Origin of the sequence: Aeromonas sp. (assembly GCF_051657805.1) — a bacterium.
Lineage (GTDB): Bacteria > Pseudomonadota > Gammaproteobacteria > Enterobacterales > Aeromonadaceae > Aeromonas.
In genome coordinates this window covers 127,053-145,866 of the sequence record NZ_JBOFLJ010000036.1, presented here as the reverse complement: position 1 = coordinate 145,866, position 18,814 = coordinate 127,053, and the positions used below count along the sequence as shown (strand labels likewise).

21 protein-coding genes are annotated in these 18,814 nt (G+C 57.1%); 13 read left to right on the top strand and 8 right to left on the bottom strand.

Features of this window, described 5'->3' with window-relative positions:
* Position 1: 1 nt before the first annotated feature.
* The 6 genes from ACRCYW_RS14365 to ACRCYW_RS14340 form a co-directional block, all read right to left on the bottom strand.
* The gene (locus ACRCYW_RS14365) at positions 2 to 445 is read right to left on the bottom strand and encodes a hypothetical protein (protein WP_438550742.1); all 444 of its coding nucleotides are present in this window, start codon (positions 443 to 445) and stop codon (positions 2 to 4) included.
* 15 nt (positions 446 to 460) lie between these two features.
* Positions 461 to 682: a hypothetical protein gene (locus tag ACRCYW_RS14360; protein WP_438550741.1), complete on the bottom strand. Its 222-nt coding sequence runs from the start codon at positions 680 to 682 to the stop codon at positions 461 to 463.
* Positions 679 to 903 (bottom strand): ogr/Delta-like zinc finger family protein, encoded by a 225-nt coding sequence (locus tag ACRCYW_RS14355; RefSeq protein WP_438550740.1) that lies wholly within the window; start codon positions 901 to 903, stop codon positions 679 to 681. Before ACRCYW_RS14355 ends, ACRCYW_RS14360 begins: the two co-directional genes overlap by 4 nt.
* Positions 904 to 914: 11 nt before the next feature.
* Positions 915 to 1,424, bottom strand: a complete 510-nt coding sequence (locus ACRCYW_RS14350) for a phage regulatory CII family protein (protein WP_438550739.1) — start codon at positions 1,422 to 1,424, stop codon at positions 915 to 917.
* Positions 1,425 to 1,452: 28 nt separating this feature from the next.
* Positions 1,453 to 1,671, bottom strand: a complete 219-nt coding sequence (locus ACRCYW_RS14345) for a hypothetical protein (RefSeq protein WP_438550738.1) — start codon at positions 1,669 to 1,671, stop codon at positions 1,453 to 1,455.
* A gap of 80 nt (positions 1,672 to 1,751) precedes the next feature.
* On the bottom strand, positions 1,752 to 1,937 hold the full coding sequence (locus ACRCYW_RS14340) for a Cro/CI family transcriptional regulator (protein ID WP_438550737.1): 186 nt from the start codon (positions 1,935 to 1,937) through the stop codon (positions 1,752 to 1,754).
* Between the two features lie 121 nt (positions 1,938 to 2,058).
* On the opposite strand from ACRCYW_RS14340, the gene ACRCYW_RS14335 reads away from it, so the two are divergent.
* From ACRCYW_RS14335 to ACRCYW_RS14320, 4 genes are all read left to right on the top strand, one after another.
* On the top strand, positions 2,059 to 2,709 hold the full coding sequence (locus ACRCYW_RS14335) for a LexA family protein (protein ID WP_438550736.1): 651 nt from the start codon (positions 2,059 to 2,061) through the stop codon (positions 2,707 to 2,709).
* A 41-nt stretch (positions 2,710 to 2,750) separates the two neighbouring features.
* Entirely contained in the window at positions 2,751 to 4,328 is a 1,578-nt protein-coding gene (locus ACRCYW_RS14330) for a KAP family P-loop NTPase fold protein (protein WP_438550735.1), read from the top strand.
* 226 nt (positions 4,329 to 4,554) lie between these two features.
* Positions 4,555 to 5,604 carry a putative phage abortive infection protein gene (locus tag ACRCYW_RS14325; protein WP_438550734.1) on the top strand — a complete coding sequence of 350 codons (1,050 nt, stop codon included), beginning with the start codon at positions 4,555 to 4,557 and terminating at the stop codon, positions 5,602 to 5,604.
* Positions 5,605 to 5,677: 73 nt separating this feature from the next.
* Positions 5,678 to 6,730, top strand: a complete 1,053-nt coding sequence (locus ACRCYW_RS14320; protein WP_438550733.1) for a site-specific integrase — start codon at positions 5,678 to 5,680, stop codon at positions 6,728 to 6,730.
* 183 nt (positions 6,731 to 6,913) lie between these two features.
* Here the strand turns inward: ACRCYW_RS14320 and ACRCYW_RS14315 are convergent, their stop codons facing one another.
* Positions 6,914 to 7,282, bottom strand: coding sequence for a VOC family protein (locus ACRCYW_RS14315; protein WP_438550732.1), 369 nt, complete (start codon positions 7,280 to 7,282; stop codon positions 6,914 to 6,916).
* 484 nt (positions 7,283 to 7,766) lie between these two features.
* On the opposite strand from ACRCYW_RS14315, the gene amt reads away from it, so the two are divergent.
* From amt to ACRCYW_RS14300, 3 genes are all read left to right on the top strand, one after another.
* Complete coding sequence (gene amt, locus ACRCYW_RS14310) at positions 7,767 to 9,191, top strand: ammonium transporter (RefSeq protein ID WP_438550731.1); 1,425 nt, start codon at positions 7,767 to 7,769, stop codon at positions 9,189 to 9,191.
* A 292-nt stretch (positions 9,192 to 9,483) separates the two neighbouring features.
* Positions 9,484 to 10,836: a 23S rRNA (uracil(1939)-C(5))-methyltransferase RlmD gene (rlmD, locus tag ACRCYW_RS14305; RefSeq protein WP_438550730.1), complete on the top strand. Its 1,353-nt coding sequence runs from the start codon at positions 9,484 to 9,486 to the stop codon at positions 10,834 to 10,836.
* Between the two features lie 175 nt (positions 10,837 to 11,011).
* Positions 11,012 to 11,524, top strand: a complete 513-nt coding sequence (locus ACRCYW_RS14300; RefSeq protein WP_438550729.1) for a GNAT family N-acetyltransferase — start codon at positions 11,012 to 11,014, stop codon at positions 11,522 to 11,524.
* A gap of 224 nt (positions 11,525 to 11,748) precedes the next feature.
* Here ACRCYW_RS14300 and tppF read toward each other — a convergent pair whose 3' ends face one another.
* Entirely contained in the window at positions 11,749 to 12,363 is a 615-nt protein-coding gene (gene tppF / locus ACRCYW_RS14295) for a type IVa pilus pseudopilin TppF (protein WP_438550728.1), read from the bottom strand.
* 40 nt (positions 12,364 to 12,403) lie between these two features.
* On the opposite strand from tppF, the gene ACRCYW_RS14290 reads away from it, so the two are divergent.
* The 6 genes from ACRCYW_RS14290 (at position 12,404) to ACRCYW_RS14265 (ending at position 18,767) form a co-directional block, all read left to right on the top strand.
* Positions 12,404 to 13,192, top strand: a complete 789-nt coding sequence (locus ACRCYW_RS14290) for a TatD family hydrolase (protein WP_438550727.1) — start codon at positions 12,404 to 12,406, stop codon at positions 13,190 to 13,192.
* Positions 13,193 to 13,405: 213 nt separating this feature from the next.
* Positions 13,406 to 14,680, top strand: coding sequence for a NupC/NupG family nucleoside CNT transporter (locus ACRCYW_RS14285; RefSeq protein WP_438550726.1), 1,275 nt, complete (start codon positions 13,406 to 13,408; stop codon positions 14,678 to 14,680).
* A 123-nt stretch (positions 14,681 to 14,803) separates the two neighbouring features.
* A complete protein-coding gene (locus ACRCYW_RS14280; RefSeq protein ID WP_349919750.1) occupies positions 14,804 to 14,974 on the top strand; it encodes a XapX domain-containing protein in 171 nt (56 codons plus the stop codon).
* A gap of 391 nt (positions 14,975 to 15,365) precedes the next feature.
* Positions 15,366 to 16,139: a deoxyribose-phosphate aldolase gene (gene deoC, locus ACRCYW_RS14275; protein WP_438550725.1), complete on the top strand. Its 774-nt coding sequence runs from the start codon at positions 15,366 to 15,368 to the stop codon at positions 16,137 to 16,139.
* Between the two features lie 73 nt (positions 16,140 to 16,212).
* Positions 16,213 to 17,544, top strand: a complete 1,332-nt coding sequence (deoA, locus tag ACRCYW_RS14270) for a thymidine phosphorylase (RefSeq protein ID WP_438550724.1) — start codon at positions 16,213 to 16,215, stop codon at positions 17,542 to 17,544.
* Between the two features lie 14 nt (positions 17,545 to 17,558).
* Positions 17,559 to 18,767, top strand: a complete 1,209-nt coding sequence (locus tag ACRCYW_RS14265) for a phosphopentomutase (protein WP_438550723.1) — start codon at positions 17,559 to 17,561, stop codon at positions 18,765 to 18,767.
* Positions 18,768 to 18,814 lie beyond the last annotated feature (47 nt).

The window sequence follows — 18,814 nt, the reverse complement described above, 5'->3', positions numbered from 1 at the left end:
TTTATTGGCCGTTTCCGGCCACCTTTCTCACTACCGCCAAGCGGCTTTCCAAAATGCCGGCCTGCTCGTTGAGCTCGGCCCGGCGCATGTTCTCGTGTTCTGCCTGTTCCAGCTTGTTGCGGCTCGGCCCCTCGATTCGGGTGGTGCGGTGCCACTCTCGGCGGTGCAGCACGTCGCCATCAAACTGGTGCAGAGTCGCCAGCAGTTCACCCAGGGCGAGGCGGATGACTTCCTGCTGCTCAAAGTCGAACTCCCTCAGCTCCATGCCCTTGTAGCGTTCGGGTGACAAGCCGGCGGCGTAGCAGATGACGGCGCGAGCCTTGATTGACAGACGTGACCAGCGGCTGGCCGCCCCATTGCGGCCGAACTGGGCGCGCATCTCTGCCAGCGCCACATCGGCGGCGCTGGGTTGTTGAACGAGCTCGATAACTTGTGCGGTGCTCATGGGGTGGCCCTCCGGTTATGCCTGCAGCAACTGGCTCAGCCAGTGTGGGCGGGGTTGCTGGCGTGGCTGGAAGCGCAGGGCGCCGCGGCGGCCCTGGCTGTCCTCCAGATAGCTGCCATCGAATCGAGTGGTGTTGCGCAGTACAGAATCCGCTGGCTCACACACCACCACGGAGCGGGTAAACAGCAGGGCAGGCAGCGGGATCAGCCCCGGCTGCTCGGCGCGAAGTTTGTTCATTGGGCCACCTCCTTCACCCGGCGGGGGACAAAGGGCAGCACTATGGCCGGGTTGGGCATTGCGCTGGGGCTGATGGTCGCGATGATCTCGAACCCCGCCTTGAAGGTATGGCCGCACTCGACATTGCTGCATTGATAGGTAGCGATACCACTTAGGGGGCTCATTCGGGTGGAAGTACGGGTACTGGCGCGGGCGCCGCAGTGTGGGCAAATCAATCTCATGGTCTGGTCTCCTATGCGCCGAGGGCTGCGCGGGCCATGTCGGCAGCACACGCAAGACCAGGGACGGCTTGAAATTTGTTCTCGACCTCGGTGGCGATCAGCACCAGGTGCTCGACGGTCGCCATCAGCGAGCCGACCAGCGCATTGCGCTGACCCTTGGTGACGCGGCCAGACTCGAGGACGTGCACGGCTTGTGCACCGACGCCCGCCACTTTGGCGGTGGCGTCGATCACACGATGGGAAATGGGGATATTGTCGCGAGAGGGGGTAATGGCAACCGCCGTCAGTTCACAATCAAACAGCAGACCATCAAACAGGGTATCATCACCGGTGGCGTGATAGATGGCGATAAGGTCCGTGGCGGTCAGCTTGTGCCGCTCCTGCGCCGGGTTGAACTTGTTGCGCAGCACATCCGCACTCATGCCAATTTGGGCGGCAATCTGGGCCAAGTTGTGCGCGGCAGCAAAGCGATCGCAGGCGCTGACAAATCCGGTGTGTAGGTTTGACTGATGGTTAGACACTCTGATTTCCCTCCAAAGGCCGCTATGGTTAGCTCGCGAGTGTGAATCGGGGGGCCAACACTGACCCCGCCATCTGCTTGGCGATGAACACATGTACCTTGACCATCACCAGCTCGTTGCCGCGTGTCTTTTCCATCACATCGAGGCGGCCGGTCTTGACCCAGTGGCGAGCGGTATCGACAGAGACACCTACCCACTCGGCAAACTTGGCGATGGGCATCAGCGGCGGAGTGTCGGGGGAGATCACGAGATTGATCGCACTGACGGCAGTCACTGGGATCGGCGAAACTGCAGGGTTGATATGACGAGGTGGCATAGGGTCGACCCTTATTGTGCAGAGCGAGGCTGGGAGGGCACGGCTTTCAGCTTGCCGCCAGTCAGTACTTCGATCTGATAGGCGCGGCCTTGGGGGACGTTATCGCCCCACTGGGATACAGCGCACTTGTGAATACCCAAGGCTCTTGCAAGAGCCACTTTTGAGCCGAAATATTCGACGGCATGGTTTGTTTTCATAGTCACACCCCGATGTACAGATTACTTAACCCGTTGTGATTTCCAAACAGGTCGAAGGTTAAGCTTTCACAACTATGGGTGTCAAGCATTCACAACTTCATATGGTTTATATTCCTTAACCATGAAAAGCGAACGCATCAAAGAACTTCGGAAAAAACATGGCCTTACCCAACAAAAGTTGGGTGAGTTAGTTGGCGTCAATAAGGCATCTATTTCGCAGTGGGAGCAGGGGGAGTACGCACCAAGTGGCGATAATCTCGTGGCTCTTGCGAAAGCCTTAGGCGTCTCTGCGCACTGGCTTGCAACTGGGAAAGGCTCTCCTGAGCTTTCAAACGTCGAGCCAGCCGCGATCCCCCAGGGGAATCGGGTGCCGATTCTGAGTTATGTTCAGGCTGGTAATTGGCGGGAGGTGTGCGAGCAGGCCACCACCTTCGATGGCAATGTCGAGTACGTGTCTGCCAGCGTCGATATCGGCCCTTGTGGGTTTGGCCTTTGGCTACGTGGCAACTCCATGACTCCATTTTTCAACGAAGGGGATCTAGTCATCGTCGACCCCGATGAGTCACCTCGCCCTGGTGACTATGTCGTGGCCAAGAACGGTGGTGAAGAGGCCACCTTCAAGAAGTACCGACCTCGTGGTATCGACGAGAACGGACAAGAGGTGTTTGAGCTGGTCCCCCTCAACGACGACTTCCCCACCATGCACTCCGACCGGCAGCACATAGAGATCATCGGCGTGATGGTCGAGCACCGGATCTTTAGAAAACGATAATGGCACTGTGGTGCTTTTTATGTTGAAACTAATGAGGAAATATGCCAATTCATATGGAGTTTGATTGGAGCGATGAACAAAGAGTTGATGACGTTTTATATGGTCCTGATTGTTTAGATAGAGCTAGATATGCCAGTTTTTTGACTAGGTTTTTAGTTGATCAAAAGAAAGAGAAATCATACGTCTTAAACCTTAACTCTGAATGGGGTACTGGTAAATCATATTTTCTCAAACGCTGGAAACATGAGTTACGCAATAAGCACCCCGTGATATATATTGACGCCTGGAAGGATGATCATTCTAACGACCCATTAATATCCGTAGTATCTAGCATTATTATTCAGTTACGAGACTTTACAGATAAAAAGGAAGGCAGTGCTCTAGATAAAGCACAACGACTAGGGGAAAAGCTAATTAAGGAAATTACACCGATCATCGTTGGTGGTGTCGTAAAGAAGCTAACCGGTATACCTCTAGACAAAATAATATTGACTGGACATGATGGAACAGAGCAGCCTAATGAAAGTAAAGATGTTGATCCATCCAAAGATAATAAAATGGATTTGGTAGCACAAAAAATAACAAGCGGACTGATTGATGAATATAAAAACAAATCATCATCAATTAACTCGATGAAAAAAGCAATGAGGGAATGGATCTCAGCAGTCATTGGGCAAAATAATGCTGAGGAAAAAAAATTTGATCATCCTACATTCATAATCATTGATGAGTTAGATCGCTGTCGACCAAATCATGCTGTAGAAATATTAGAGGTCGTTAAACACATATTCGATATACCGAGTGTTGTTTTTGTTGTCGCGACAGATACAGAGCAGCTTCAACATGCGATAAAGGCTGTATATGGACAAGAGTTCGATGCAAAGACATATCTCTCTAGATTCTTTGATGCTCGGTTTACCCTTCCTGCAAGCCCAATCGGAGAGAAAATATTTTCACATTGTGATACTGACATGTTTTCAGTTAGTTATCTGGAAGATAATCAAATTAAGTTGTGGCCTATTAGTGACTCAAATATAGAGAATATTGCTGCTGTAATCGATGCTTTTTGTATACCAGCAAGGAATGCCATTCAAATATTTGAGCGGATTTCTGCTGTGGTGAAATTCTTAAGAAAAGAAGAACGCCGTATAGATCTGATATGTCTAGCTACTTTATTTTGCCTCCAATTTAAAGATGATGATCTATATGACACCATCATCAATACGAAAGATAAACAGAATTATCAAAATTTGTCAGCCAGATGCCCTGCATTTAAATCTATCAATAGAATAAGCTTGCGATTATATGATGACCAGCATAATGGGTCCCATATAAATGAGAACGCAAGTCTAGCATCTTATTATGAAAATAAATTTATAGATTTTTGTAATGTTCTGGGTAATGGATTGTTTTATGCGCTCATTGCTAATGACCACAACTATACTAGAGATGAGTTGTATAGAAATACTATAGATACATACGATTATATTAGAAATGATAAGAGTGGCGATGAAAGAGATAAGAGTATTATATCAATATCTTATAGATTTTATGAGATGCAAGTAATGGACAAGATTATGTATAGAAATTTAGTAGAACTGGCAGTTTCATTCGATTAATAGGGTTGTCAATTAAGCTTGGTAAAGGTCATATACATGTCTTGGCTAATTTAACCAATATTTAGATGAGACGGCACATTACATGCGCAGTCAGTTTGTCACTAGGAGCAAAGTATTGATGTAGGAAAGCACATACCAGGGGGTGTTTTATAAAGCATAGAAGTAATTATCAGCAGCGTAATTGTAGTTAAATGTTTCAATTGCTTGTTCTTTAAGGGGGGGGGGGATGAAAGAAGAATGCAGGGGTTTTTGTAATGAACACCGTAGTCCTACTGTGAAGAATAATTCAAAAAAAAGCTCTAGATGGAGTTTCTCTCCAATAGGAATATTTAAATTTGCAATTATATTTGTGGTGGTGTTTTGGGTAGCTTACCCGAGCCTAGTTTGGTTTTTACAAGGCGTCAGTCCGGTCACAGAATATTCCGGGTTAGGCGAATTTGGTGATATGTATGGCTCATTAAATACGTTGTTCTCTGGGCTTGCGTTCTCAGCTGTGATTGCCACTCTCGCGCTTCAGAGAGAGCAATTGGTCACATCGCAGGAAGAGCTTAGATTGACTCGCGCAGAAATGGTATCTCAGAGCTCTCTATTTGCAGCGCAAACGGAAGTTATGAACCAGCAATTATTTGAGGGAACATTCTTTCAACTAGTTAAACTCTATCTTGAGAAATCATCGCTATTACTTGAAAGCAGCAATAAATTGAATGAAAGGTCTCCTGATAAATGGAACGCAATATATAGAATTTTTGAGCGCGGACTTAATTTTAATCCAAAGAAGGAACTGGATTATTCTGAATTTGATAAGGCTGTGCAATTTTCAGTCGTGCTCTCAGCGAAAAGTGCGATATCACTTTTCTTACAAACATTAAAATACATAGATGATTCAACGTTAATATCGAGTGATAGAAAGGCATTTTACGTGGAGCTTTTGAAGGGCAATACATCCAATGTGGAAATGTATGTCATAGCGATTTTTGTTGTCTATGACGAGAAGTTTAATAAATATCAATCCTATATAGAGAAATACTCCTTGTTGGATATGCTGGATACCACATACTTACTCCCCATCAATGTGTTCTGTGACTACAAGATGGCAGCATATAAATCATTGCGAAATGAAATATTTGATGTTTATGTGAACTTGATTGTTTCGTCTGGTATTTATAATGGACTGTACTCTTATGACCAAAACGAAAAAATATGCGATCTTAAACCACTATTAATGGCTGACTATCGCTATAATTATTTTGGTGACTACAACTGTATAATTAGTTAATTAAAGTTATGAATGGTTTGATATTATAGTAAGCTGTTGATGGGAAATGAAATTAGTAAGAGAGTGACTACTTATGACCGTCCGCAAACTTGGTGATGGCAAACTCAAGCTCTGGCTTGCCGAAGTCTATCCCCAGGGTCGGGATGGCCCGCGCAAGCGTAGGCGCTTTGCCACCAAGGGCGAGGCGTTAGCATGGGAAAAGCACATGCTAGCGCAGCCCTGGCAACAGCCAGAGGCGGGGAATGGGGATGAACGTCAACTGAGTGACTTGGTGGCACTCTGGTATGGCCGGCATGGCCAGACCCTGACTGATGGTGACCGGCGCCGCGACAAGCTGATCTGGTTGGCGGAGGCGCTAGGCAATCCCCTGGCGACCGAGTTCACCGCCCAGCAATTTGCGGCCTACCGTGAACGACGACTGGCGGGTGAGTTATATGTGCCCGGTCAACGCAAACAGGTTTCCCCGACCACCATCAATCGCGAACTGCTTTACTTACAGGCGGTGTTCAACGAACTCGGACGTCTGGGTGAGTGGAGCCATGGCAACCCGCTGGAAGTGCTGCGCCAGTACAAGGTGCAGGAATCCGAGCTGGCGTTCCTCAATCAGGATGAAATCGAGCGGTTGCTGGCGGCGTGTGCAGGGCTGAAAGACTTGTGGCTGATCGTGATGCTGTGCCTTTCCACAGGGGCTCGCTGGTCTGAGATAGAGAAACTGAGCCGTTCACAAATCGGTATCGGTCGGCTTACCTTCACCCGCACCAAGGGCAAGAAGAATCGCACCGTGCCGGTGGCTGGCTGGTTGCTGGCACTGCTGCCCAAGAGTACCGGTCGCCTGTTCGGTGACTGCTACGCGGAATTCGAGAAGGCGCTGCGCCGCGCTGGGATCACCTTGCCGGCCGGCCAACGCACCCATGTGCTGCGCCATACTTTCGCCAGCCACTTCATGATGGGCGGCGGCAACATCCTGGTGCTGCAACGCATCCTCGGTCATACCGACATCAAGATGACCATGCGCTATGCCCACTTCGCCCCGGACCACCTTGAAGACGCCGTCAAACTCAACCCGATCACCGCGCTGAAAGATGGCGGCAAAATGGCGGCAGCGCTCGCCAGCGACACCCAATGAGCCTCAGTCATCCACAAGCAAACCCCTGAAAATACTGCAAGTTATTGATTCAGAATGGCCCTCGATGGTTTCAAAATCCGCCGTTGCAAGACGTGTCGGTTCGAGTCCGACCCCGGGCACCATCCAATTTCATGACAAAAGGCCATCCTCAGGGATGGCCTTTTGCTTTTCTGCGCCCGCCACTCAGTCGATGTTCTGGGCGATGCGCCACAGCACGCCGGACGGGTCATACAGGCAGAACTCTTTCATCCGCCATGGCTGGATGACGAGTTCGGTGACCTTGACGCCGTAGCGGGCGGCGACGCCGCTCTCATTCACATGGGTCCACCAGGTCGCCACGTCTTCCACCAGGATGTGCATCATGAAGTGCTCGGCTAGGTTCTCGTGGCAGTGGTCCTGCAGCAGGAAGCTCACCTCCCCGAAGTGGAAGTAGGCGACACCACCGCCGTCCGAGGCCAGGGTGAAGCCGAGATCCTGATAGAACTGCCTGGACAGGGCGTAGTCGCGAGCAGGCACGAAGGCCTTGATTTCGGTGATGTTGAGATTGGTCATGGAGGCCTCTGGCGATGACGGATAGGGGATGGCGGATCCTAGCCAGTATCACCCGGATCATCCTATGCTCGCCAGCCTCTCCCTGCCCGTATGGGGGCCGGGGCCAACATCGCTGCAGTGCATCAGGCATCAGTACATTGGCAACACCTACCGTCAGCTCTATTTATCTCCGTATTCTGTGATCCCGTCCCATCTTGGTGCGACCCCCGGCGGCTGCACAGCGGGAGTGCGATCCCGTTCCTGTTTGTGGCCAGGCTGCGCCATCATGGTGCATTGCTCATCAACTTTCATTTCAAAACATTGAAATATAACGATTATATTTTCTGGCCTGCTTTATGCTTTGAAGCAATCATGTCGCCATGATGATCCCGCCGGGATCGGCAGAGGGGCAATACCGGTTTGACGATGTGAGTAAATAGCCAGTTTGACATTCATATCAGGAAATGGACCCGGACAGGTGCCGGGACGACAAGGAGAGGGCTGTATGTTCAAGAGACTCGTAATGACTGGCCTGCTGGCGCTGAGCGCCACCATGGCCGCCCCCGGTTGGGCCGAAGAGGTGGCCGCGCAGGCCGATGTGGTGCAGGCGGCGGCCGTCACCATCAACAAGGGCGACAACACCTGGCTGATGGTGGCCGCGACCCTGGTGATCCTGATGTCCATCCCCGGGCTGGCCCTGTTCTACGGTGGCCTGGTGCGGGCCAAGAATATGCTGAGCGTGCTGATGCAGGTGTTCACCCTGTTCTGCCTCATCACGGTGCTCTGGGTCGTCTATGGCTACTCCCTGGCCTTCACCGAGGGGGGGGCCTTCTACGGCTCCTTCGACAAGGTGCTGCTGATGGGGATCACTCCAGAGTCCATCGGTGCCACCTTCAGCAAGGGGGTGGGGATCAGCGAATTCATCTTCGTGGTGTTCCAGGGGGCCTTCGCGGCCATCACCTGCGGCCTCATCGTCGGTGGTTTCGCCGAGCGGATGAAGTTCTCGGCGGTGCTGCTGTTCGCGGTGATCTGGTTTACCTTCGCCTACATCCCGATGGCGCATATGGTGTGGTACTGGGCCGGCCCGGATGCCTATACGGATGCGGCCGCGGCCGAAGCGGCCGGTGCCACCGCAGGTTACCTGTTCCAGCACGGCGCCCTCGACTTTGCCGGCGGCACAGTAGTGCACATCAACGCGGCGGTCGCCGGTCTGGTGGGGGCCTTCATGGCTGGCAAGCGGGTGGGCTACGGTCGTGATCCCATGACCCCCCACAGCCTGACCATGACCATGATAGGCGCGGCCCTGCTCTGGTTCGGCTGGTTCGGCTTCAACGCAGGCTCCGCGCTGGAAGCGAACGGTACCGCCGGCCTGGCCCTGATCAACACCTGGGTGGTACCGGCCGCGGCCGCGCTGTCCTGGACCTTCGCCGAATGGCTGATGAAGGGTCGTCCCTCCCTGCTGGGTGCCGTCTCCGGTGCGGTCGCGGGCCTGGTGGCCATCACCCCGGCGGCCGGTTTCGTCGGTGTCGGTGGTGCCCTCATCATAGGGCTCTTGAGCGGCGTTGCCGGTCTGTGGGGGGTGCATGGTCTCAAGCGCCTGCTGGGGGCCGATGACAGCCTGGACGTGTTCGGCCTGCACGGAGTGTGCGGCATCCTCGGCGCCGTGCTGACCGGGGTGTTCGCCAGCCCGGATCTGGGCGGTACCGGGGTCTGGGACTATGTGACCAACCAGGTGGCTGAGGGCTACTCCATCCTGACCCAGGTGAAGATCCAGGTGATCGGCGTGCTGGTGACGGTGGCCTGGACTGCCCTGGTCTCCGCCGTGGCCTACAAGGCGGTGGATCTGCTGGTGGGCCTGCGGGTGAAGGAAGATGCCGAGCGCGAAGGACTGGATGTGACCAGCCACGGCGAGAAGGCCTACAGCTTGTAACAGAAGCTCCCATTGAGAAGCTTGCCGCCGGGCGCTGCCCGGCGGCTTTTTTATTCCCGGCGTTTCGTATCCCGTTGTCGTCTCTTCGGTTCTTCCAAGTCTCGCCTCGGCGGCTGCCCGGGGGCGGCCCGAAGCGCTCCTCCCCTCTCATCGCGAACGTCTCTTCATCTGCGCAACGACGCGTTTTTATGCCTGCATTTTGGGCGGATCTCCGCTAAACTCTGCCACCCTTTATTCGGGGTAGCCGGGTTAGCCCTGTTTCCATCCTTTATCTATGCCTTCGGAGCCGCTCATGCCGTTAGTGGGACACCAACATCAGATCGATATTCTGGAACTGACCGACAAAGGGGATGGCAAGGGACGCCTGTTCGATCGCCCCCTGTTTGTCGAGGGGCTGCTGCCCGGTGAGCAGGCCCTGGTGGAGCTGACCGAAGTCAAGCCGAACTACCTGCACGGCAAGCTGGTGGAGCTGACCCAGCCCTCCGCCGACCGGGTGCCCGATTTCTGCCCCAACACCGAGTGCGGTGGCTGCCAGGTGCGGCCGCTGGCCTATCCGGCTCAGCTCAAGCTCAAGCAATCCCTGGTGCAGGGCGCGCTGGAGCAGGCCGGGCTCATGACCCAGGTCAATCCCATCCTCGGCATGGACAGCCCGTTTGCCTATCGCAACAAGGCGCAATACGCGGTGCGTGGCACAAACGCCGGCGCCGAGATCGGCTTCTATCGCAAGCACTCCCACGACCTCATCACCGCAGATGACTGCGCCGTGCAGGACTCCCTGCACGTTGAGCTCAACGCCCGGGTACGCAATTGGATGCGCGAGCACGAGATTGCTGCCTATGACGAGGTGAACCACAGCGGCTGCGTGCGCAACCTGATGACCCGCAAGGGCTTCAAGAGCGGCGAGCTGATGGTGGTGCTGGTGACCCTGGGCGAAGAGCTGCCGTTTGAAGCCGAGCTGCTGGCCGCCCTGGCGGATCTGCCCATCACCACCCTGGTGCAGAACATCAACGACGAGCGCACCAACCGCATCCTGGGTGCGAACAACCGGGTGCTGCTGGGGGAGGGGGTGATCCGCGACAAGATCCATGATCTCGCGTTCGAGATCTCCCCGCTCTCCTTCTTCCAGAACAACCCGAGCCAGACCGATGTGCTCTACTCCAAGGCCCTCGACTACGCCGAGCTGACCGGCAGCGAGACGGTGTTCGACATCTACTGCGGCATCGGCACCATCTCCCTGTTCCTCGCGAACAAGGCGGCCAAGGTGGTCGGTATCGAATCGGTGGAGAGCGCCATCCAGGATGCCCGTCGCAACGCGGCCCTGAACGGCATCGAACACACCGAATTCCACGTGGGTAAGGCCGAGCAGCTGATGCCGGAGCTGCACGCCCAGGGGGTGAGCGCCGATGTGGTGGTGATGGATCCGCCCCGCAAGGGTTGTGACAAGGCGGTGCTGCAGACCCTGGTGGCCATGGCGCCGCGCCGGCTGGTCTATGTCTCCTGTAACCCCCAGACTCTGGCTCGCGACCTGGCCTGGCTGGTCAAGCAGGGCTTCGTGCTGGACGAGGTGCAGCCGGTGGACATGTTCCCGCACTCTATGCACGTAGAAGCCGTCGCCCGTCTGAGCCTGCCTGCCAAGGCCGATTGAGGCATGGTGCCGGTGGACCTGTTCCACCGGCACCATGCAGGTAGAAGCCGTCGCTCGTCTGAGCCTGCCTGCCAAGGCCTGAATTGAATTAGCCAGATGGCTCTGATAAAAAAGACTCCAAATGGAGTCGTTTTTTTATGGCCGTCACCGGGTGGCGGGGAAGGATCAATCAGGGATGAGCATTCGTTTGGCCGCCGTGGAAGACGCCGCCGCGCTGGACAGCTTCTTTCAGCAGTTGGACAAGGAGACCCGCTTCATGCTCTATGAGGCGGGGGAGCGGCCATCGGATGTCGAGGGACAACGCCAGCGCCTGACAGCCATGGTGGCCAGCCCCAACCAGCGCATCTGGCTGCTGGAACTGGCCGGGGAGATACAGGGCTTCGCCGTCATGATAGGGGGCGGCCTGCGGCGCAACCGGCACTGTGCTTTGGTGGTGATGGGCCTGCGTCAGAGCGCACGAGGTCAGGGCTGGGGTGAGCGCTTGCTGACAACCCTGATTGCGGCCGCGCCGGGGTGCGGCATCAGCCGGTTGGAGCTGGGCGTGATGGCGCACAATGAGGTAGCCCATGGCCTCTATCGCAAATGCGGCTTCGTTGACGAGGGGCTGCGGCGGCGAGCCTATCGGCTGGCAGACAGGGAGGTGGACGAGATCAGCATGGGCCTGTTGTTGCCATCGGGTCGTACATAATCTACCCGTAACGGCGTGACGACGGGCTAGTCAGGGGCAGACAGGCTGCCTGCGTTGGCAATAAGGAGCAGAAGATGAAAAGCGTGTTGCTGAATTGGCTGGCCCGCTACGATGCCTGGTGCCAGGAGTGGGGACTTGTCCCGGAGAACCGGCGCTGCTGCGTGCCGGTACGCCGGGATGAGGAGGAGGTCGGGGGACCAGTCACGACGGATGACCCTCATCCCTCATCGAAAGTTGCGAGTCACGGCGCCGGTGACGCTGTTGTAATCGAAGCCGAGCCCGTCCGGATAGGCGGGGAAGCGGCCGATGGAATCTCGCAGGATATAGCGGCAGTTGTCGTGGCGCAGGTTGCCAGCGGTTTGATGGTCAGCCGGGATAAGCCGGGAGATATAGTCGCTGTCCGAGTCGGTGTGGAGCTCATCGGCGACGGTCTGGTCGGTATTGAGCAGGCCGGTAAACAGGCTCTCGCAATCGTCCCGGCTGCTGACGGAAATCTGATCGCTGTCTCCCCCCGGGAATATGGTGTCCGGCCCCTGGCCCCCCTGATCCTCCTTGGTCCCCACCGGCCAGCCCAGGCTGTTGATGTCGAGATCCTGCCTGCCCATGCCGCTAAAGTTATAGAGTGCCAGTGGCTCTCCCTTCACCTTGACGGCCCAGCCCGCATGAGCCAGTTGCACGGCGCTGGAGAAGCTGCCCGCGGTCGCCGCCACGCTGCTCTTGAGCGCATCGTCCTGCACATTGATGAAGCGGGGGAGGGCGGTGACCGCCAGGATCCCCAGTACTATGATGACCAGCACCAGTTCTATCAGGGTAAAGCCCCGGGAAGCGCGTTTTGACATTGAATCAACCCATTAAATACGACAAACAGGTAAGCGTGACATGCATCTGATCGACACCCATTGCCACCTCGATTTTCCGGTCTTCGATGGGGATCGGGAGGCGCGGCTGGTGGCGTGGCGCCAGCTGGGGGTGGGGGAGTATATCATCCCCGCCGTGGGGGAGGAAAACTGGGACAGGGTGATGGGGCTGGCCGGGCGCCATGCCGGCATAGCCTATGGCCTCGGTATCCACCCCTGGTATGTGGGGGCCCAGACCGAGGGCGTGCTGGCGCGACTGCACGCCCTGCTGGCGACTGAGCCCCGCGGCCTGGTGGCCATCGGCGAGTGCGGGCTGGACCTGCGCAGCCAGGTGCCGCAGGTGGGGCAGATCGAATCGTTCGAGGCGCAGATAAGGCTGGCCATGGAGTTCGATCTGCCGCTCATCGTTCACTCGGTGCGGGCCAACGACACTGTCGCCAAGATCCTGCGGCGCTTCAAGCCGGCCCGTGGCGGCGTGATCCACGCCTTCGGCGGCTCCTTGCAGCAGGCGGAAGTCTTCTGGCGGCTCGGCTTCAGGTTGGGGATCGGGGGGGTCATCAGCTATGAGCGGGCCAACAAGACCCGGGAGGCGGTGCGGGAGATGCCGCTGGAGGCGCTGCTGCTGGAGACGGATGCCCCCGACATGCCGCTGCAGGGGCAGCAGGGGGAGCCGAACACCCCGGCCAGCCTGCTGACCATCATCCAGGAGCTGGCGCAATTGCGGCAACAACCGCTGGCGGATGTTGCTTCGGTGTTACGTGAATCCACCTTGCAGGCTTTCCCGCGGCTCAATATGGCAATTAACACCTGATTAACTATTGATAGCGCTGTGATGAAAAATAGGGCCCATAAAAATCGTTTGCGCTCTAATTAAACGATGTCCGGCCCATTTCGGGCTTATAAAATGTGACCAGCATTCTACTTTGTCGCACCGTAATTAGTATAATGCGCACCCTTGATTAACGGCTGCAAGACACAAAACGTTAACAAGCTGGAAGGTGCTACTTAAGAGGAAGTGTTAATAATGAATCTGATTATGGGTCTGGTAGGGATGGTCACGCTCATCCTTATCGCGGTGCTGTTCTCCAGCAATCGCAAGGCAATCAAAGTTCGTACCGTGGCGGGTGCCTTTGCCATTCAGGCTGGCCTGGGTGCATTCGTGCTCTACGTCCCGGTGGGCCGCGACATTCTGGTGGGCGTCTCCGATGCCGTCTCCAGCGTCATCGGTTATGGCCAGAACGGCATCGAATTCCTGTTCGGTGGTCTGGTCAGCAACAAGATGTTTGAAGTGTTCGGCGGCGGCGGCTTCATCTTCGCCTTCCGGGTTCTGCCGGTCATCATCTTCTTCTCCTCCCTGATCGCGGTTCTCTACTACCTCGGCATCATGCAGTGGGTGATCAAGCTGCTGGGTGGTGGCCTGCAGAAGGTGCTGGGTACCTCCCGGACCGAATCCCTGTCTGCGACCGCCAACATCTTCGTGGGTCAGACCGAAGCCCCGCTGGTGGTGCGCCCCTTCATCTCCAAGATGACCGACTCCGAGCTGTTCGCCGTCATGTGTGGTGGCCTGGCCTCCGTTGCCGGCTCCGTGCTGGCCGGCTACGCCTCCATGGGCGTCAAGATGGAATACCTGATCGCCGCCTCCTTCATGGCTGCACCGGGTGGCCTGCTGTTCGCCAAGCTGATCGTGCCGGAAACCGAGACCCCCAACTACGACGAGAACGCCGCCGATGGCGAGCTGGACGACAAGCCGGCCAACGTGATCGATGCTGCTGCCGCGGGTGCCTCCGCCGGTCTGCAACTGGCCCTGAACGTGGGTGCCATGCTGCTGGCCTTCATCGGCCTCATCGCCATGATCAACGGCATCTTCTCCGGTGTGGGTGGCTGGTTCGGCATGCCTGAACTGTCCCTGGAACTGCTGCTGGGTTGGCTGTTCTCCCCGCTGGCCTTCCTGATCGGGGTACCCTGGAACGAAGCCATCGTTGCCGGTTCCTTCATCGGTCAGAAGCTGGTGGTGAACGAGTTCGTGGCCTACCTGAACTTCGCTCCTTATCTGAAGGATGAGATGCTGATCAACGGCGTGGCCATGTCTGACCACACCAAGGCCATCATCTCCTTCGCCCTGTGCGGCTTCGCCAACCTGTCCTCCGTCGCCATCCTGCTGGGTGGTCTGGGCTCCATGGCACCGAACCGCCGCGGCACCATCGCCAAATTCGGTCTGAAGGCCGTACTGGCTGGCTCTCTGTCCAACCTGATGTCTGCCACCATCGCAGGCTTCTTCCTGGCACTGACCGCCATGTAAGATTTACCTGATACAAGGGTAAAGACGAACGCCACAGCGAAAAGCTGTGGCGTTCGCGTTTGGAGCGGTGACAACCGTTTTCCTGCTTAAACTAATAAAAAAATGAGTCAAATCGGAGGTTATATGAATGAAGTGCTACTGGCGATGGCAGCCGGCTTTCTCGTCGGCGTGTTGTTTTCTTTCCTCAAATTGCCTATCCCGGCACCACCGGTTCTGTCCGGTGTGATGGGCATAGTCGGGGTCTATCTGGGGGGGATTGCCTACTCCTGGATCCTGACCAAGTTCTTCTCTTAAGCACTTTCCAGACCCGGTTTTGCCAGATGTGAGGTACCTCTGAAATTGGCAAATCCGGCTTGCAAACACGGGGTATCTCGGCTGAAATAGGCGATGCCAGCAGGGTGCTGGCATTGACTAATACCCGCTCAAGTCGGGTGTTGGCGGTCAAATGGAATTGATTGGGAACTCGGGTCAGCGGTTGTCGGCCTTTCTCAAGTCTTCATGGAACCAAGTCCGCACTTTTGTAAGAAAGTGACAGGGCTCTTGCCTTATTTGCAGCCGTATTGCCTGTGCATTTTGCGCTGCAATTCCATATCCCCTTTACCCGGGATCTTCACTTGCCGATCCCGCTGGTTCGGCGGATGCTGATCGCTGGTATTGGGAATCATCGAGACTTTGGAGACATAGCATGACCGATCTGAAAGTGGCCGCCCAACGCGCCCTGAACCTGATGGACCTGACCACCCTGAACGATGACGACACCGATCAGAAGGTGATCGACCTGTGCCGCAAGGCAAAGTCTCCGGCCGGCCTCACCGCCGCCGTCTGCATCTATCCCCGTTTCATCCCCATCGCGCGCAAGACCCTGCGTGAGATCGGTGCCGCCGACGTGCGCATCGCCACCGTGACCAACTTCCCCCACGGCAACGACGACATCGAGATCGCCGTGGCCGAGACCCGCGCCGCCGTCGCCTACGGTGCCGATGAGGTGGACGTGGTCTTCCCTTACCGCGCCTTCATGGCCGGCAATGAACAGGTTGGCTTCGATCTGGTCAAAGCTTGTAAGGAAGCCTGCGGTACTCAAGCCCTGCTGAAGGTGATCATCGAGACCGGCGAGCTGAAGGAAGAGGCCCTGATCCGTCGCGCCTCCGAGATCTCCATCGATGCCGGTGCCGACTTCATCAAGACCTCCACCGGCAAGGTGCCGGTAAACGCGACCCCGGAAGCGGCCCGCATCATGATGGAAGTGATCAAGGCCAAGAACCCGAAAGTGGGCTTCAAGCCTGCCGGTGGCGTGAAGGACGCGGCCGTGGCCGGTCAGTACCTGGCCATGGCCGAAGAGATCCTGGGCAAGGACTGGGTCTCCCCGCGCACCTTCCGTTTCGGCGCTTCCAGCCTGCTGGCCAGTCTGCTGGCGACCCTGGGCCACGGCGACAAGCCGGCCAATACCAGCGGTTACTAAGCGATGGCAGGGGACGGCATGCCGTCCCCTATTTCGGTCTGTGTTCGTGCACGGCGCACGGAGGGAATGAAAGATGTTTTTGCCTCAAGAAATTATTCGCAAGAAGCGCAACGGTGAAGCGCTCAGTACCCAAGAGATTCAATTTTTCGTCCAGGGCATTACCAACAACACCATCGGTGAAGGGCAGATCGCGGCGCTCGCCATGGCGGTCTACTTCAAAGACATGACCATGGATGAGCGGGTCGCCCTGACCTGTGCCATGCGCGACTCCGGCATGGTGCTGAACTGGGATCACCTGAACCTAGGCGGCCCCATCGTCGACAAGCACTCCACCGGTGGTGTGGGTGACGTGGTCTCCCTGATGCTGGGCCCCATGGTCGCCGCCTGCGGTGGCTTCGTACCCATGATCTCCGGCCGTGGTCTCGGCCACACCGGCGGTACCCTGGACAAGCTGGATGCCATCCCAGGCTATCAGACCTCGGTCGACAACGATCGCTTCCTGAAGGTGGTGAAAGAGGCTGGGGTGGCCATCATAGGCCAGACCGGCGATCTCGCCCCGGCGGACAAGCGTATCTACGCGGTGCGCGACATCACGGCTACCGTCGAATCCATCGCCATGATCACCGGCTCCATCCTCTCCAAGAAACTGGCCTCCGGCCTCGAAGCCCTGGTGATGGACGTGAAAGTGGGCTCGGGCGCCTTTATGCCGACCTTCGAGGCCTCGGAAGAGCTGGCCAAGAGCATAGTCGCCGTGGCGAACGGCGCCGGCTGCCGTACCTCGGCGCTGCTGACCGACATGAACCAGGTGCTGGCCTCCAGCGCCGGCAACGCCGTGGAAGTGCGTGAAGCCGTGCGCTACCTGACCGGCGAGTACCGCAACCCGCGCATCCACGAAGTGACCCAGGCTCTGTGCGCCGAGATGCTGATCTCCGCCGGCCTCGCCAGCGATGACGCCGACGCCCGCGCCAAGCTGCAGGCGGTGCTGGACAACGGCAAGGCGGCCGAGATCTTCGGCCGCATGGTCACCGGCCTCGGCGGCCCCGCCGACTTCATGGAGCGCTACGACGCATACCTGCCCAAGGCCACCATAGTGCGCCCCGTGTATGCGACCCAACGGGGTTTCGTGACCGCCATGGATACCCGCGAGCTGGGTCTGGCCGTGGTCGCCATGGGTGGTGGTCGCCGCGCCGCCGGCGACAAACTCGATTATGCGGTCGGTCTGACCGACTTTATCCGCCTGGGTCAGAGCGTCGATGCTGACAAGCCGCTCGCGCTGATCCACGCTCAAACCGAAGAGCAATTCGCTCAGGCTGCCGGCATGGTGCAGGCGGCTGTCAGGATCGGCGATACCCGACCAGAGGCTCTGCCCGAGGTCTATCGTCGCATCGGCCTGGCTGATTTGTAACAAGGGGAAGTCCCATGAAACGTACCTTTATTCTGATGATGGACTCTTTCGGTATTGGCGCCGCCGCCGATGCCGAGAAGTTCGGAGATGTGGGCGCCAACACCCTTGGCCATATCGCCAAGGCCTGTGCCGCCGGTGAGTTCGAGGGCCGCGGCCCGCTGAACCTGCCGAACCTGAACAAGCTGGGCCTGGGCCATGCGGGGGAGCTTGCCTCCGGCATCTTCCCGGCTGGCCTGAAGAAGGACATCGAGGTGATCGGCGCCTACGGCTTCGCCCAAGAGCTCTCTTCCGGCAAGGACACCCCGTCCGGCCACTGGGAGATCGCCGGCGTGCCCGTGCTGTTCGACTGGGGTTATTTCCACGATCATCACAACAGCTTCCCGCAGGAGCTGCTGGATGCCATCGTCGAGAAGGCGGGCCTGCCGGGCTACCTCGGCAACTGCCACGCCTCCGGTACCCAGGTGCTGGACGATCTCGGTGAAGAGCACATGCGCACCGGCAAGCCGATCCTCTACACCTCCGCCGACTCGGTGTTCCAGATCGCCTGCCACGAAGAGACCTACGGTCTCGAGAAGCTCTATGAGCTGTGCCACATCGTGCGTGAGCTGCTGGAACCCTACAACATAGGTCGCGTCATAGCCCGTCCGTTCGTGGGCACCGGCAAGGGCAACTTCAAGCGCACCGGCAACCGTCACGACTACTCCGTGCTGCCGCCGGCGCCGACCGTGCTGGACTTCATGAAGGATGCGGGTGGCCAGGTGGTCTCCATCGGCAAGATCGCCGACATCTACGCCCAGCAGGGCATCACCAAGCAGGTGAAGGGCACAGGCCTGACCGAGCTGTGGGACAGAACCCTGGAAGAGGTAAAGGCCGCCGGTGACAACACCATCGTCTTCACCAACTTCGTGGACTTCGACTCCTCCTACGGTCACCGCCGTGACGTCAAGGGCTATGCGGATGCGCTGGAGTACTTCGACTCCCGTCTGCCGGAGCTGTTCGAGCTGCTGGAAGATGGCGATGTGGTGGTGCTGACCGCCGACCACGGTTGCGATCCGACCTGGAGCGGCACCGACCACACCCGCGAGTACATCCCTGTGCTGTTCTACGGCAAGCCGGTCAAGGCGGGCTCCCTCGGTCGTCGCGAGACCTTCGCCGACATCGGCCAGAGCATCGCCGCCTACCACGGTCTGCCGAAGCTGCAGTACGGTACCAGCTTCCTGTGAGGCAGGCTCCGGGCGGCGCCGCACGGACCGCCCGGGTTGCACGGCAG